This is a genomic window from Gloeocapsopsis sp. IPPAS B-1203 (assembly GCF_002749975.1).
Lineage (GTDB): Bacteria > Cyanobacteriota > Cyanobacteriia > Cyanobacteriales > Chroococcidiopsidaceae > Gloeocapsopsis.
Map to the genome: position 1 here is coordinate 124,459 of NZ_PEIG01000002.1, position 15,001 is coordinate 139,459.

Genomic DNA, 15,001 nt, shown 5'->3' on the forward strand with positions numbered 1-15,001 from the left:
ACGTTTAAGTTATGTAGGAATCTGAATAAACACGATAGAAATTATTTTTGTCTTTAACGAGTCAGCGAGCAACGATACATTTCGCATAAGTGAGCCAAAATATCAATTAGTGTTAAACGGTAATCGAGTAGTATGTCATCACTTCGTCCTTCAACTTTGAGTTGTTTAGATAATTCATCAATTAAATCCATGTGAATTTCTATAATTAGAGGCACGGGAAGGTTATAATCAAACACTTTATCAATAAATTTATCAATCTTCTCCTTAGAAGTTTTATCACCTGCAAAGTAATTTATGATGATTTGACGATAGTCTGCTTTGAGCTGTTGTAACAAATTTTGTCGTTCTAAATCCATTTGCTGAAATGGTGCTTTTTTGTTGTCGTGGTCATCCATAACTCCAAAACAGACATTGTTTGATCGCTGTGCCGTAAAGTGAGTTTATTCAAACTATGAGTTGATTAAACGTGTCAAAGTAGTATGACCTACTTCAAATAAATAGTTACCGCACTGCTGGGATAAAAAATTGCTTAAAAATAAGCCAGAGAAAGATAGCAAGCGTTACTATTTCAGGGTAAGCGATCGCGTTCTTAAAATAAAGGGTAGTTATGCGCTCGCTGCTTTGCCAACACATGCTTTGCAAAAGTTACTTTAAGTAAAGCAATACTTGTATAAATTGAGGTAGGTCAGATCAATAGATTAAGAAAGTTAAACTAAATCAAATTATTACTGCATTGTAATTCATTATAATTCCCAAAACCTCAGATTCTTGTTTCTAGCAGTCATAACGCATTGACAAGTGAATTACGGTACAAAGCTGCCAAAAGTAAAGGAAAGCCGAAGAACGAAGATTTTGTAAATCAACTGTTACAAAAATAATCTCAAGTCAAGAATTTATGTAGATGGCTCGATACACTTTGTTACCAAAATTAGCAAGAATACTCCACTGCTACTAATTTTGATTTTGAGATGGGATTTTACTGCTCAACGTTGGAGCATCTGTCACTTGTAGCGCAAATTTAGAGAATTGATAGCATAGAGTCAATGCCAAATCCTGAGCTTTACGATTTCATAACTACGATACCTAGCTGTAGAGAAACAACACAGCTCAAAGTCGTGCTAGAGATTTTGCAACAGACGCAGTGCGATCGCCTAATCGTAGTAAATGAAGAACAAGTTCCAATCGGAATCTTATCAGCAGCGCAGTTACTGCTGTACCTGTATAGTAAATCTCAAACGGATACAAAGACAATTCATCAAGCGATCAGCACAGTAGATCCAAAACTGATAGAACAGATTGTTGTTCTACCAGCCACTTTAAAAATAGAGGAATTAGGCTTACATCTACAGTCTTTGCCACAACAAAACACACATTGCGTGCTAGTTGATCCAGCAGGAAAATTGCTGGGATTACTCGATCGCGTACAGTTATCAGAATTTTTATGCTTAAACTTCACCAAAGCGAGTAGCGAAGCAGTGAAACAGGTAAGCGATCGCCAAAATCAATTGGTATTAGACTTGCTTGTGCAACTCTTAGAAAAATTACCATGTCCACTGATATTGCAAACAACAACAGGAGAAGTTGTGATGCAAAATTCAGCTTGGAGCAGACATTTTGGCGGATTTAGCGATCCTGAGGAGGTACGGCGTAAAGTAGAATCAATTCTAGACTCGGCGACAGTCACAACTCAAATGCGTTCATCAGAACAAATACAAAATTCTGAAGTTGTGGCAACAGTCGCTAATCGTTATCATAACAATGCTGCAATCAGCTTACATACTCAACAACTCTTATCAATTTCGCAAAAAACTGACGAATACGATGCTGTAAATATCAGCGACTATATACCTAGCTTAGAGCCAGATGAATTTATGGCAACCGCGAACCGATGTCAGCTAGGTACACAATCTAATACGTGTATTTGTATCTGGACGCTACCCAATGGTCAAGAGCGCGTGTGGGAGTTTGTCAAAATTCCTTTGCAAGAACAATATTCAGAATTAGATGCTTGCATTAACGATACTGAGCAAAAATTAACAGAAAGTTTTTCGCATCTGTTACCTATGAGTCCTAATTTGTGGCTGTTACTCGCTACAGACGTGACAGAACAACAGCAACTAGCACTTGAATTAGCCGCAAAAAATGCGGATTTGATTCAACTAAATCGGCTCAAAGATGAATTTTTGTCATGTATTAGTCACGAATTAAAAACACCATTAACTGCAGTACTCGGATTATCCACATTATTAAAAGATCAAGCCTTAGGAGAACTCAACGAGCGACAAAGCCGTTATGCTAAGCTGATTCATCAAAGCGGTCGTCATCTGATGAGTGTCGTTAATGACATTCTAGATTTGACTCGGATGGAAACAGGACAACTCAAGCTAAGTATTGAGCAAGTCAATATCAGCAATATTTGCGATCGCGCCCTTGAGCAAGTAAGAGTGATGCAAGCGCGAGATAGCCAAGCTTCTGTAGAGGCGATCGCTCAAACGGAGTTAGAACATCGTTTTACCTTAGAAATTGAACCAGGCTTAGATACCTTAGTTGCTGATGAATTGCGATTGCGACAAATGCTCGTTCATTTGCTTGCTAATGCTTTTAAATTTACTGAAACTGGTGGAGAAATTGGACTCAGGGTAAATCGTTGGGCTGGTTGGATTGCTTTTACAATTTGGGATACAGGAATTGGTATTCCTGAACAGCAACAACACCTGATTTTTCAAAAATTTCAACAACTCGAAAATCCTTTAACACGTCGCTTCAAAGGAACAGGACTCGGTTTAGTTTTGACGAGAGCATTAGCCCGCTTACATGGTGGAGACGTGAGCTTTTTATCCAAAGAAGGTAGAGGCAGTTCTTTTACACTGTTATTACCACCACATCCGCCAACAGACTTTAGACTATCAATTTCTGAAGAGGAATTGCAAAACACAAATGAAAAATCACAAATACTACAACGCAATTCAAAAGCTAAAACCCAAAATTTAAAATTAAGTAACCGTTTGGTTTTACTTGTTGAAGCTGCGCCGCGTTACATTGCATATTTAACAGAACAACTAGGTAGTCTAGGTTATCGAGTTGTCAACGCACGTTCTGGAACCGAAGCTTTAGAAAAAGCACGCCGACTTCAACCTGGAATTATATTTTTAAATCCTTTACTACCATTGCTTTCAGGTTGGGATGTGTTGACTTTATTAAAATCTGACTCTGCAACACGGCAAATTCCAGTAGTTGTGACTACGACAAGAGCTGAAAAAGAGCAAGCGCTAGCAAATCGAGCGGATGAATGTATTAATTTGCCTGTACCTGCAGAGATTTTACCGCAAATTTTGGCACGGTTTTGTCAAGAACCTATTGCTAATTCTGAAACACAGGCGATCGGTACGACTAAGAATTGCATCACAATTTTACGGTTAGTTGGAGGAGAATCTTTACCACTCATCCCAAAATCGCCAATTCATTACCGAATTTTAGAAGCTGACGACCTAGAACAAGCAGAAATTTTAGTCAGTATTTGGCAACCAGATGTCGTCTTATTAGATGGAGCGATCGCCGAACCTATTGCTTATCTAAAAAGTTTGAGTCAGTTTTCTAAGCTAGCAGCTTTACCCATTGTGACATTAGATACAGCAACGACACAAGCTGCTAATCAAATTGAAGGACTTGCAGTTTTTCCTTGCTTGCTTCCCACTGATAAACGCGATCCAGAGACATTGTTATCTGTATTGCAATTTGCTGCAGGGATGCAGTGGAAACCAAATATTTTGGTTGTTGATGTTGCCACTCTACCTGATTTACAGCCAAAGCTAAGTACAGTCAATTCTTTAGCACCTGGTACAGAATGGTTTCAGGCTCTGATTCCCTATCTTGAGACAGCTGGCTTTAAAGGTACTATTAGCCACTCTTGGGTGGAAACATTAACTCAGATCAGACAAGGAAGCGTTGATTTAATCTTAATTTGTTTAGCAGATGTACAGCTAAACTCGGATATTCTTCAAGCATTACAAAATCTAGAAAACGAAGATTTACCACCCATCTTGGTATTGAATGGGCAACTACATTCAATCCTGGAACCCCATCGGGAAAATTTAAATCATAGCTCAGACTTGCAAGTGACACTTGATAGAGTTTTGCAAGGAATTGCCACAGAAATTTTACCGCCTTCCTTGTCGATTCAAGAATTACTAGACAAAATCATTAAAACATTAGCACTCAATGCCTCGCACTAATTAGTCATTTTAGCTTTCGGTTGTGACAACTCGTACGAGTTGATAAGCACCTGCTTCACCAAGGTTTTGATATTGCGGTAGCTGTGGTTGTAGTTGTTGCAGCCTTTGTGGATAAGACAACAGCATGACAGAAAAAGGTTGTGATGTCTTAGATTGAAGTTCTTGAATGTAGGCAGCAGCCTTTTCGATTTCTCTGACGTATGTTACTGGGCGCTGAGTGTAAAAGACAACACTTGGTTTTTTGAAGCCGATCATAATTAATTCTTCGTTGGGTTCAGATTGACGGGCGATCGCAGATAATTCCCGTAGCGGTAGCTGTCGTGCTTGATCCATCCAAAAATAAGCTGGGGTGACAACAAAGACCAGAAAAATGATAAAACCCAGTAAGTTAGCGGCTAATAAACCTTGCCAACGTCGCCGGATGATAAAGAATATGCCAGCGATCGCCGCAACTAGCCAAATTAGCCCTGCGAGTACTGGTAAACCAGATTGTTGAATCGACTCGCGTAAGTTAGGAATTGCTGGATCGGAGCCAATCAGGTTGGGAAGTGCAAATAAGCCAATAGCTAAGCCGAGTAAGAACAAAACATTGAGCCAATGACTCCACAATAAAAAGCGGGAATTTTGTTGACGACGAGCTTCTCGATGATTGAGGCGGCTCCACAGAAGCGCAACTAATATAGCCGCTGCTGGCATCAAAGGTAATACATAGCTAGGAAGTTTTGTGACTGCGATTGTAAAAAAGCCAAAAATTGCGACAAACCAAACAAACGCAAATAAACTCAAGTGGGTTGAACGGTCGGTTGAACGCCAATAAGATCTTTGCCAAAATCGCGTTTGAGCGATCGCAACAGGTAAATAAATCGACCAAGGAGCAAAACCGAGGAGAACAACTAAAAAGTAAAAATACCACGGCGCTGAGTGATTATTCACAACTCCCGTAAAGCGCTCGATATTGTGATATCCAAAAAACGAGTTGATGTAATTCCAGCCATTGGCACCGATCACAAGGATATACCAAGGAATTGCGATCGCTAAGATCAATAAACTGCCCCAAACAATCCGCATCTCGCGCAGTACTTCGCTTAACTTACCGACATAAAGTAGAAATAAGCCGATAATAATTCCTGGTAAAACAATTCCGACAGGTCCCTTAGCGAGGATTGCTAAAGCTACGAGTACATAAAAAGCAAGATACCATCGTACTTGGATTTGGGGTTTTAATGGTTGAGCGTATCCTAAAAAGAAACACAACAACCCACTACACATACACCCTGTCAACAACATATCCGAAACACCAATTCTCGCCCAGGCAATTGTTTCCGGATTCAATGCAATTAACGCTGCACCCAAGCCAGCACAGAAGAAGGAGCGAGGAGCGCGGGGTGAGGAGCGAGTGTAAGAGTCGGAAGTGCCGACACCGAAAAATAACAGTGTATAAAAGCCTAAGCAAACTAACGCAAAAGCGCTAAGTGCCGAAGGTAGACGCGCCGCCCATTCATTTACACCGATTGTTGAATAAGCGATCGCCATCAGCCAGTAAACCAAAGGCGGCTTATCAAATCGTGTTTCCTCATTAAAATATGGCGTGATGTAGTCTCCTGTCACTGTCATTTGCCGTGCAGCTTCCGCAAACAGTGGCTCTGTTTCATCCACCAAACCAGTACTGCCCAAATTCCAGAAGAACGCTAGCCAACCAATGACTAGCAACCAAATAATCGACACAATCCAAGCTCGGGTTGGACGATCTATAGTATTTCCCCAAGAATCTAAAGCACGGTCGAACCTAAGTTTCATGCAGCTAACTATGTATACTTGTAGGCAATTGCAAATTGTAACCCAATGATAAATTAGATGACTTACCTACAATTTGTCAGTTCCAATAGTTATTAGTGGCTAGTTACTAGTTGCTAGCGATCAGTTGTTAGCCACTCCTGGATTTTCTGTTCATCTGAGTGCTGTAGTTACTAGTTGCTAGCGATCAGTTGTTAGCCACTGTTGATACCAATTAATAGTCACTAACCACTAACCACTAGCCACTCCCCCTAATTCAAAGTTAGTTGCCATTCTTGAACTTGATTGTTCCAAACTGGAGCAGGAGTTTCACCAACAACATAAGGTCCCCAGTAGCGCCCAGAACCATCTTGCGCAAAGGCAACGACAATATCACCCTTGTTTAATGTGAGATTTCCTTCTGGTAAGGATAATATTAATCCTTCTTTGCTGCCTTCTTGCGGGGCAAAATCCCAATGAGCAGGTGTACTGTTAGTGTTGGGCGATCGCTTAGCTAGTAACGCTACTCGTACAGGTTGATTTGTTTGGTTACTCATGCGTAATGCGCCTGTACCCGTCACAGCTTGATTCGGTGTAGGTACAGCTTCTTGTGCTGGCGTTGTTGGAATAGGAGCAGGCGATCGCGTTGCGGGAATTGTATTAACTGGTGAAGGTTCAGGTTCTTCAAATTCAATCGTGACGCTAAACTGTAGCGCTATCCACACTAACCCTAAAATTCCCACTACAGAAGCAATAATAACCGCAGGATGCACCAACGATTTCATATTCATAATTCTTAAGGATTAAAAGAGTAACAGGCTGTAATCTGTATTTGTATACTGTGAAAAATTCCCCTCCTATTATCATTGAAACAAGCTTAAAACCAGTTAGTAGATTATTTTGAGCATTTAATAAAGATGCAAAATACCCGTCTTAACGATCTTTTTAATTCCATTTCCGGACAACTCGCAAGATGGTTTTTCAATCCTTGGCGTAAACTATCACTACTAGTTATTAGTGTATTGTTTGGCTTTTTTCTTGGCTCGGCAATTTCGACGATCGCAGGACAAGCTGCTGACTGGGACATCATCGGTGCAGGCGTTTTAGTTACATGGAGTGAAATTGTTGACCGGATTTATTACAGCAACGCTTGGCGCAAACAGCGTGGACTTTGGCTAGAAGCATTGAACGCTGGCAAAATTGGTCTAATTTATAGTTTGTTCCTAGAAGCGTTTAAACTTGGTTCTTAAATTAAGTGAGAAAACGTTACATAAAGATTGGTAATTGGTAATTGGTAACTGGTAACTGGTAATTGGTAGCAATCAGCTATTTCTTCTATTAGCTATGAGCTTTTGGGGGAATTGCTAAATGCTAACTGCCAAGTACTAAAAGCTTTTCCATTACCCATTACCCAACATAAAACAATCGTTAAGTTATGCAAACGGCAAATTTATGGTTAAGTCAGATTGTAGCGAATGCAGTATTACCCGATGAATTCATAGCACAAGCGATGCTTGCCGATCCTTTACGCGCTCAAGCCTTTAACATTACCTCTGAGAACGTGGCACAAGTTGTGCAAAGGCGATCGCATTTATTACGTGCAGTTTATCCAGATTTTAGTGATTTTTGTCAAACACATTCGCTTTCACCAAATCATCTCATCGGCACTCTATGGGATTTTTGGCTACCTTTAGCAATGCATCTGGCAGCATCTCGCCAACAACGACAAAAAACTTTAATTCAAGGAATCTTAGGCGGACAAGGTACGGGGAAAAGCACCCTGAGTGCAATTCTCACTCTCATTCTCGCTCACTTGGGCTATCGTACAGTTAGCTTGTCTTTGGACGATTTGTACAAAACTTATCACGCTCGCCTCGCGTTGAAACAGCAAGATCCGCGCTTGATTTGGCGTGGTCCCCCAGGAACGCATGATGTTGATTTAGGTCTGATCGTACTGCAAAAATTACGTCAACCTGATTCCCAACCAATTGCTATCCCCCGCTTTGATAAGTCGGCTTATAGTGGCGCTGGCGATCGCACTCAACCTGAAATTGTCGAGGCTGTTGATATTGTTTTGTTTGAAGGATGGTTTGTGGGCGTACGACCGATCGATCCGCAGCAATTTGACACAGCTCCACCACCAATCGAAACACCGACTGATCGTGAATTTGCTCGCGACATGAATGCTCGGTTGCAAGAGTATTTGCCTTTATGGGAACAACTTGACTCGTTAATCTTGCTCTATGCTGATGACTATCGTCATAGCTTAACATGGCGTAAAGACGCAGAACACGATAGGATTGCCGTTGGTCAATCAGGAATGTCAGATGCAGAAATTGAAAATTTTGTCAAGTATTTTTGGCGATCGCTTCATCCGGAACTATTTATTAAGCCTTTATTAACTCCTCCCACTTGGGTTGATTTAGTAGTAAAAGTTAATCCAGACCATTCTCCTAGTAGAGTTTTTCGTCCAAACGATTTGACTCGCTAAAATTCAGCATAACTCGGTGTTTATAGGAACTAACTATCGTGGCGCAGGTTGTTTTGGAGAACGTTTATAAAAGCTTTCCCACTCGGCATAACGAACGAGTGACTCCGGTTGTTGCACAGTCATCTCCTCTCGCGCCACTTGATGCGCCAGCAATGGTTGAACACAATACTAAAGAGTCTCACAAGCAAAGTGTCAGTGTTTTACGCAATATTAACTTGAGCGTTGCTGATGGTGAGTTTATGGTCTTGGTAGGACCTTCAGGCTGTGGTAAAAGTACCTTACTGCGCTTAATTGCTGGGTTAGAGAAAATATCCGGAGGTAATATCTGGGTGGGCGATCGCTTGGTCAATGAATTACCACCAAAAGCAAGAGATATTGCCATGGTATTTCAAAACTACGCGCTCTATCCTCACATGACAGTTTACGATAATTTGGCATTTGGACTGCGGCGGACAATGAGGGGTGAGGGCAAGAATAGTTCTCGCTCGTTAGATAACTTGTTAGTGGGAGTAACGCGGGGATTACCGAAGAATTTACGCTATACTACAGCACGCGAACGGGCAATTGACGAACGCGTGCGCAATGTGGCGCAATTATTGCAAATTGAAGCCTTGCTCAATCGACTGCCAAAACAACTTTCTGGTGGACAAAAGCAAAGGGTTGCCTTGGGACGGGCGATCGCCCGCAATCCACAAGTTTTTTTGATGGATGAACCACTGTCAAACCTTGATGCTAAACTTCGGGCAGAAACCCGTGCCCAAATTGTCAAGCTACAACGTCAACTCGGCACAACAACTGTTTACGTTACCCACGATCAAACCGAAGCAATGACAATGGGCGATCGCATTGCAGTGATGAATCAAGGACAAATCCAACAAGTCGCACCACCGCTAGAACTTTATAATCGTCCAGCAACGCGCTTTGTTGCTGAATTTATTGGTTCGCCACCAATGAATTTTCTGCCTGTTCAATTTCACGCACCGTTGTCGATCGCTCATCCGCAGTTTCACTTCGCACTGCCAGAACAATGGGCAAATGTACTACAGAACTACGATCGTCAAACACTGATTTTAGGTATTCGACCAGAGCATTTTTACTTGAGTGCGCCTGCACCGCAAAATCTTTTAGTTCAAGTAGATTTAGTAGAAGCATTGGGTAATGATACATATCTTGCTGTCAGCTTTGTCAAGCAAGTAGTACAACCATCTGTGATTGCTACTGCTGCAACAAATACTCTACAAGTGCGCATTCCACCTGATCGTAAGGTAGCTATTGGCGAGCATCTATGGCTATCACTATCACTTGATAAGCTTCATTTTTTTGAGTACGACAGTGGTCAGGCAATTTGGTTCGAGTAGTCGTTCTTGGCAAACGTAGGTCTTTCATACTTTAGAGAGAGATATTCTAGCTAGCTCAGCGTTACATTTGTTTACAGATTGAGCTACATTACTTAACAAACAATTTTTTTGGAGCTAAAACCATGCAAGACACAACTAAAATGACACCTCCCGTTGTGGACGATCGCAATGCTTGGCGTTATGGTTTCACTCCCCAAGCGGAACTGTGGAATGGTCGTTTAGCAATGATTGGTTTCTTAGCTGCGGTTTTAATCGAATTGTTTGCTGGTCAAGGCTTTCTCCACTTCTGGGGCATTATGTAATCGCTGCCTCTACATCTCGATATAAGCGCTCTAAAGGTTTTGTTTACACTTTCAGAGCGTTTACTTTTAAAAGCAGCAATCTGGATAACACTAAAAACTTTAGAAACTCGCTTGTTGCTTTTCTGTAAATATTTGTTATATTAATTTACAGAGCTAAATAAACTGTTACAAAATAATTCCGGAGTGCCAACTATGCAGAACACAACAAAGGTCACAACCCCAGTTATGGAAGATCGTAATGCTTGGCGTTGGGGCTTCACCCCTCAAGCAGAAATTTGGAACGGTCGTCTGGCAATGATTGGTTTCTTAGCCGCAATTTTAATTGAATTGTTTGCTGGTCAAGGTGTTTTACATTTCTGGGGCATTCTTTAAGCGACAAAATGTCGTGCTGAGCGAAATATTTTGAGTGGTGTGATGACGGAGACATTCTCTAGGTTTTTAAACAGTAGCAAGATAAGTCAATCGAAATAGCCTAAGTACAGCAGATTTATAGAGTAAATACCAAAAAAACGCCACATTTGATTGTGGCGTTTTTCTTTTTCGTTGCTATGGTTTGACCTTTAATCAAGCGTTAGTTTAACGAATATACTCCTTTAACACACTGTTGCGATTAGGATGACGTAGCTTCCGCAGTGCCTTAGCTTCAATCTGGCGGATGCGTTCACGGGTGACATTAAAAATCTGCCCAATTTCTTCTAATGTTTTCATCCGACCATCATCTAATCCATAGCGCAGTCTTAAAACATCTCTTTCTCTAGGACTGAGACTATCTAAAACTTTTTCTAAGTCTTCGCGCAAGAGACTCTTAGACACTTGATCTTCTGGTGTTTCCCCATCAGACTCAATAAAATCGCCCAGTCGGGAATCTTCTTCTTTGCCGATGGGCGTTTCTAATGAAATTGGTAATTGAGCTGATTTAGCGATAAAGCGTAGCTTTTCAATAGTCATTTCCATGCGGGTAGCAATTTCTTCTTCAGTAGGCTTGCGACCCATTTCTTGAGAAAGTAGTTTTGTTGTTTTTTTGATTCGAGAAATTGTTTCGTATAAGTGAACTGGGAGGCGAATTGTACGAGACTGATCGGCGATCGCTCGCGTAATTGCTTGACGAATCCACCACGTAGCATAAGTTGAAAACTTGTAACCTTTCTCGTGGTCAAACTTTTCTGCTGCACGAATTAGACCGAGGCTTCCTTCCTGAATTAAATCTTGGAAAGAAAGACCTCGATTCATGTATTTTTTGGCGATGGAAACAACAAGACGCAAGTTTGATTGCACCATTTTGTCTTTTGCCCGTCGTCCGACATGAAGCCGATATCGAAAGGTGGGCAAAGATAACTGGACAGCTTCTGCCCATTCGCTATCCTTTGGTTCGCGATCCAACTGCTCTAACAGTCTTTCGCGAACTCTTTCCATTTCCAATAACTCAGCAATTTTCCGTGCGAGTTCAATTTCTTCGTCTGCTCGCAGTAGCCGAATCCGTCCAATCTCTTGTAAATAGAGGCGAATTGAATCCTCTGTATAGTGCTTCTTCTTGGTTTGCGTCCGCCGACGGGATTTAGCGGCTTTACCAGACTTAGCGTCGTCCTCATCAGGCTGAGCTTCTAGAAAATCATCAGCGTCATCTCCGTCAAGAATGACTAAATCATCGTCATCTTCAATTGTGATGAGATCTAAAACACCTTCAGGTTGATTGGTTGTGTCTTCGAGTTCAGGCTGATGAATGGTTTCGAGTACGTTGTTAGCCGGGTTCATGCCGCGTTCCTCATGCTCCTTAATGTCAACAATCAATTACTCATGATTTTGGTTAGTGTCTTTACGAATAAGCTGTCACTTACTGTAAAGAGCATTTACTTAGAAAAGGTTTTTGGCGATCGCAAAGAATCAAGCAGTTAATAATATTCCTCACAACAATTTGTTGACGGATTGGTTTCCTACGGGAAACGACTTGCTTGTACAGCTTAACGCCCAGTATATTGAGCTATGCCAGATACAACTCTTTTAAAAAAGTTGTAAAGATCGTTTTGATTGTAGCCTGTTTCACAAAAATTGCATTGATTTTGTGTGTTGAATCATATAAATTTCTACAGGCATAGTCTCCTAAATTAATAAATTCGCGTGAATTTTTAAAATTGTCTCCTCAATTCCTAGTTCTTTTCTTACGGATGATTTGAGAGAATAAGCAATCTGCGTGTTATTCACAACACATTCAAAGGCAAGTCCTGTGGCTAAGCGAGTTCTTTACCTTTCTTCATATAAACATTCTCTCAGAATTTAATTTGTCGAAGTTAAAGGTACAAGTCTAAGTTGTTTACTCCTGTCTACGTCCCTCTGCCAAAGATTTGACAGCAGGCTCAACCGAGCTACAAGTCAACTATATAATTAGCTTAATTTCGACTCTTGTCTTTACCTCAGCTTAACTAAGGTTGGAGCTAAATTTCAACCTAAATAACCTTGACAAATTACTAAACAGTTTCCTGCTATTGTAGTGAATTCTGCGTCAGAGTGACAGATAATCATCAAGAGTTTAATCTAAAAAACAAAGAGAATAGAGAAACAATAATACTAAAAGCGTCTACTAGTGAAGGTTTGGGCTTGTTGCCATAAAGTATCTACTGTTACAAATTGATAGCCTTGATGCAGCAATTGAGGTACTAACTGCGCGGCGATCGCTGCGACATCTTGTCCACCACAGACACCATCATGTAAGACAATCATTGAGCCATTAGTGACTTGCTGAAGTACACGCTGTACAACAGTTCCAATTCCTGGACATACCCAATCTTCGGGGACAACACTCCACATCACTGAGCGATATTGCCACTGATGTAACGAATTTAAAACTTGCGGAGTAAATAAACCATTAGGCGGTCTGACATCACGTACAGAGTTAGGATCGATGCGGCAAGCTATCGAGATGGCCTCTTGGGTAGCAGATAAACTCTGTTTGAGTTCTGCTGTAGTTAACATCGGAAACGAGCGATGATCGTAGCCGTGCAGACCAATCCAATGTCCCCGCTCATAAACAGACTTGGCTGTAAAAGGAGCGCGATTAACACAAGCACCTAGCCAAAAAAAACTTGCCGGAATAGCATAGCGATCCAAAACTTCCAGCAACTGAGGGGTATAAGTTGGATGCGGACCATCATCAAAAGTCAAAGCAACTGTTTTTAAATTTGGATTACCAGCCCAAAGACAGTGTGGAAAAGAGGGTTGTAAAATTCGGTAGAGGATAGGAAAAAAGGGAGCCAACTGCATTTTTGTTATTGTCAGAAAATCGTGTATTTAGTGTGAGTAAGAGTTTGAAGAAGTTTTTTACAATCGCGATCGCACTCGTGATGCCGATCGCACTCACAAGTTGTACCACTTTAACGATTAACCAGTATCAAGCAACCGCACAAACTACCTACACTTGGCAAGTCAAATATTCTACGAGTCCGAGCGATAAGCTACCACGCTTTGAAACATTTGCCGCAACTTCTTTGCTCAATCGCAACGGTCAACAGCCTCCAGATGCAGTCACGGGTCCCGATGACCAAGGTTTGTGGTGGCCTGCATTACCGCCTAGACCAACAGTCGATCAAATTGAACAAAGACAAAAACCCCAAGAACAACCTAGTACTCCTGAATTATTAAAATCTGTAAATTATCAAATAACGTATATTGAGGGTAGCAAACCAAGAACGCTGCCAACGAACTATCAAGTTTACAGACAAGTCGTAAAAGCCTACCCCGCACAGCGCCCCTTACAGTTAACCTTGGGAGTCAATAACTCTTCAGTCGAAAAAGCTGAGCCTTTGTAGAAGACGAGACAAGGTGTACGGTTATCTACCAATATTAGCTGACGAACAACACCAGAACCGCGCATCATAGAAGAAGAAGTACTCAATTGCTGGAGAAAAAGTTATGTTTCTGCCACTCGGTTTTGAGCAGCAATCGGTGCTGACTTCACTTGGCAGAATGGTTTACTACACTGCAAGTGATGCGCCTTGGCGTCAGACAACTGAAGATGACAATCGAGAAAAATTAGTATTTTTACACGGTTTTGGTGGCGGTTCTTCTGCTTATGAGTGGTCAAAAGTTTATCCGGCATTTGCAGCAGAATATCGTGTCGTTGCACCTGATTTAATTGGTTGGGGTCGTTCGGAGCATCCTGCCCGTAATTACACAATTGATGACTATCTGACGACAATTACAGAATTTCTAGAACAAACTGGCGATCGCCCTGTTAGTGTGATTGCCTCTTCGTTAACAGCAGCGTTTACCATGCGTTTAGCGATCGCGCGTCCAGAGTTATTTAAATCCCTGATTCTGACAACTCCTGCTGGATTATCAGATTTTGGAGAAAACTATTCGCGCAGCTTTTTTGCACAGTTAGTTAGTACTCCCATTCTGGATCGCTTGCTTTATAGTGCCGGAATTGCCACTAGTAACGGCATTCGTAATTTTTTAGAGCAACGTCAATTTGCCAGCGCCAACCGCATTTATCAAGAAATTGTCGAAGCTTATCTAGAATCTGCGCAGCAGCCAAATGCCGAATATGCCGCCCTTTCATTTGTTCGTGGCGATCTCTGTTTTGATTTGTCGCTCTATGTTCCTCAACTCAGTGTTCCGACAGCAATTATTTGGGGTCAAAAGTCACAATTTACAGGTCCAGAAATTGGACGCCGATTTGCTGCCATGAATCCACAAGCAATTCGCGTGTTTCAACCCTTAGATAATGTAGGGCTGACACCACAACTAGAACTACCCGCAGTTACTATCGGTCTGATCCGACGTTTTTTAACTGTTCTCACTCAGGAAACAGAACAAAAGGAGATAGAAGCCAGAAGTTAGCTTACCAAGCTT

13 protein-coding genes are annotated in these 15,001 nt (G+C 41.4%); 8 read left to right on the top strand and 5 right to left on the bottom strand.

The features are described 5' to 3' along the window. Positions 1 to 53: 53 nt before the first annotated feature. Positions 54 to 395: a circadian clock protein KaiA gene (locus tag CSQ79_RS03895; RefSeq protein WP_099699891.1), complete on the bottom strand. Its 342-nt coding sequence runs from the start codon at positions 393 to 395 to the stop codon at positions 54 to 56. Positions 396 to 1,043: 648 nt separating this feature from the next. Between CSQ79_RS03895 and CSQ79_RS03900 the strand changes: the two genes are divergently transcribed. Continuing rightward, a complete protein-coding gene (locus tag CSQ79_RS03900) occupies positions 1,044 to 4,232 on the top strand; it encodes an ATP-binding protein (protein WP_099699892.1) in 3,189 nt (1,062 codons plus the stop codon). Positions 4,233 to 4,241: 9 nt separating this feature from the next. On the opposite strand, the gene CSQ79_RS03905 is transcribed toward CSQ79_RS03900, so the two are convergent. Together CSQ79_RS03905 and CSQ79_RS03910 are read right to left on the bottom strand one after the other, a co-directional pair. After that, positions 4,242 to 6,029 carry an ArnT family glycosyltransferase gene (locus tag CSQ79_RS03905; protein WP_099699893.1) on the bottom strand — a complete coding sequence of 596 codons (1,788 nt, stop codon included), beginning with the start codon at positions 6,027 to 6,029 and terminating at the stop codon, positions 4,242 to 4,244. 248 nt (positions 6,030 to 6,277) lie between these two features. Then, positions 6,278 to 6,796, bottom strand: a complete 519-nt coding sequence (locus CSQ79_RS03910; protein WP_289500481.1) for a hypothetical protein — start codon at positions 6,794 to 6,796, stop codon at positions 6,278 to 6,280. Positions 6,797 to 6,922: 126 nt separating this feature from the next. Between CSQ79_RS03910 and CSQ79_RS03915 the strand changes: the two genes are divergently transcribed. The 5 genes from CSQ79_RS03915 (at position 6,923) to CSQ79_RS03935 (ending at position 10,528) form a co-directional block, all read left to right on the top strand. Continuing rightward, positions 6,923 to 7,255, top strand: coding sequence for a DUF565 domain-containing protein (locus CSQ79_RS03915; RefSeq protein ID WP_099699895.1), 333 nt, complete (start codon positions 6,923 to 6,925; stop codon positions 7,253 to 7,255). Positions 7,256 to 7,440: 185 nt separating this feature from the next. After that, complete coding sequence (locus CSQ79_RS03920; RefSeq protein WP_099699896.1) at positions 7,441 to 8,496, top strand: glycerate kinase; 1,056 nt, start codon at positions 7,441 to 7,443, stop codon at positions 8,494 to 8,496. 38 nt (positions 8,497 to 8,534) lie between these two features. Continuing rightward, positions 8,535 to 9,854, top strand: a complete 1,320-nt coding sequence (locus tag CSQ79_RS03925; RefSeq protein ID WP_099699897.1) for an ABC transporter ATP-binding protein — start codon at positions 8,535 to 8,537, stop codon at positions 9,852 to 9,854. 122 nt (positions 9,855 to 9,976) lie between these two features. Continuing rightward, positions 9,977 to 10,156, top strand: a complete 180-nt coding sequence (locus CSQ79_RS03930; RefSeq protein ID WP_099699898.1) for a CAB/ELIP/HLIP family chlorophyll-binding protein — start codon at positions 9,977 to 9,979, stop codon at positions 10,154 to 10,156. 192 nt (positions 10,157 to 10,348) lie between these two features. Next, the gene (locus CSQ79_RS03935) at positions 10,349 to 10,528 is read left to right on the top strand and encodes a CAB/ELIP/HLIP family chlorophyll-binding protein (protein ID WP_099699899.1); all 180 of its coding nucleotides are present in this window, start codon (positions 10,349 to 10,351) and stop codon (positions 10,526 to 10,528) included. A 204-nt stretch (positions 10,529 to 10,732) separates the two neighbouring features. On the opposite strand, the gene rpoD is transcribed toward CSQ79_RS03935, so the two are convergent. After that, the gene (gene rpoD, locus CSQ79_RS03940; protein ID WP_099699900.1) at positions 10,733 to 11,908 is read right to left on the bottom strand and encodes an RNA polymerase sigma factor RpoD; all 1,176 of its coding nucleotides are present in this window, start codon (positions 11,906 to 11,908) and stop codon (positions 10,733 to 10,735) included. Between the two features lie 810 nt (positions 11,909 to 12,718). Beyond that, positions 12,719 to 13,411 carry a polysaccharide deacetylase family protein gene (locus CSQ79_RS03945; RefSeq protein ID WP_099699901.1) on the bottom strand — a complete coding sequence of 231 codons (693 nt, stop codon included), beginning with the start codon at positions 13,409 to 13,411 and terminating at the stop codon, positions 12,719 to 12,721. An 80-nt stretch (positions 13,412 to 13,491) separates the two neighbouring features. On the opposite strand from CSQ79_RS03945, the gene CSQ79_RS03950 reads away from it, so the two are divergent. Both CSQ79_RS03950 and CSQ79_RS03955 read left to right on the top strand, forming a co-directional pair. Then, positions 13,492 to 13,956 (top strand): hypothetical protein, encoded by a 465-nt coding sequence (locus CSQ79_RS03950; protein ID WP_099700282.1) that lies wholly within the window; start codon positions 13,492 to 13,494, stop codon positions 13,954 to 13,956. 103 nt (positions 13,957 to 14,059) lie between these two features. Then, on the top strand, positions 14,060 to 14,989 hold the full coding sequence (locus CSQ79_RS03955; protein WP_099699902.1) for an alpha/beta fold hydrolase: 930 nt from the start codon (positions 14,060 to 14,062) through the stop codon (positions 14,987 to 14,989). The last annotated feature ends 12 nt before the right edge of the window (positions 14,990 to 15,001 follow it).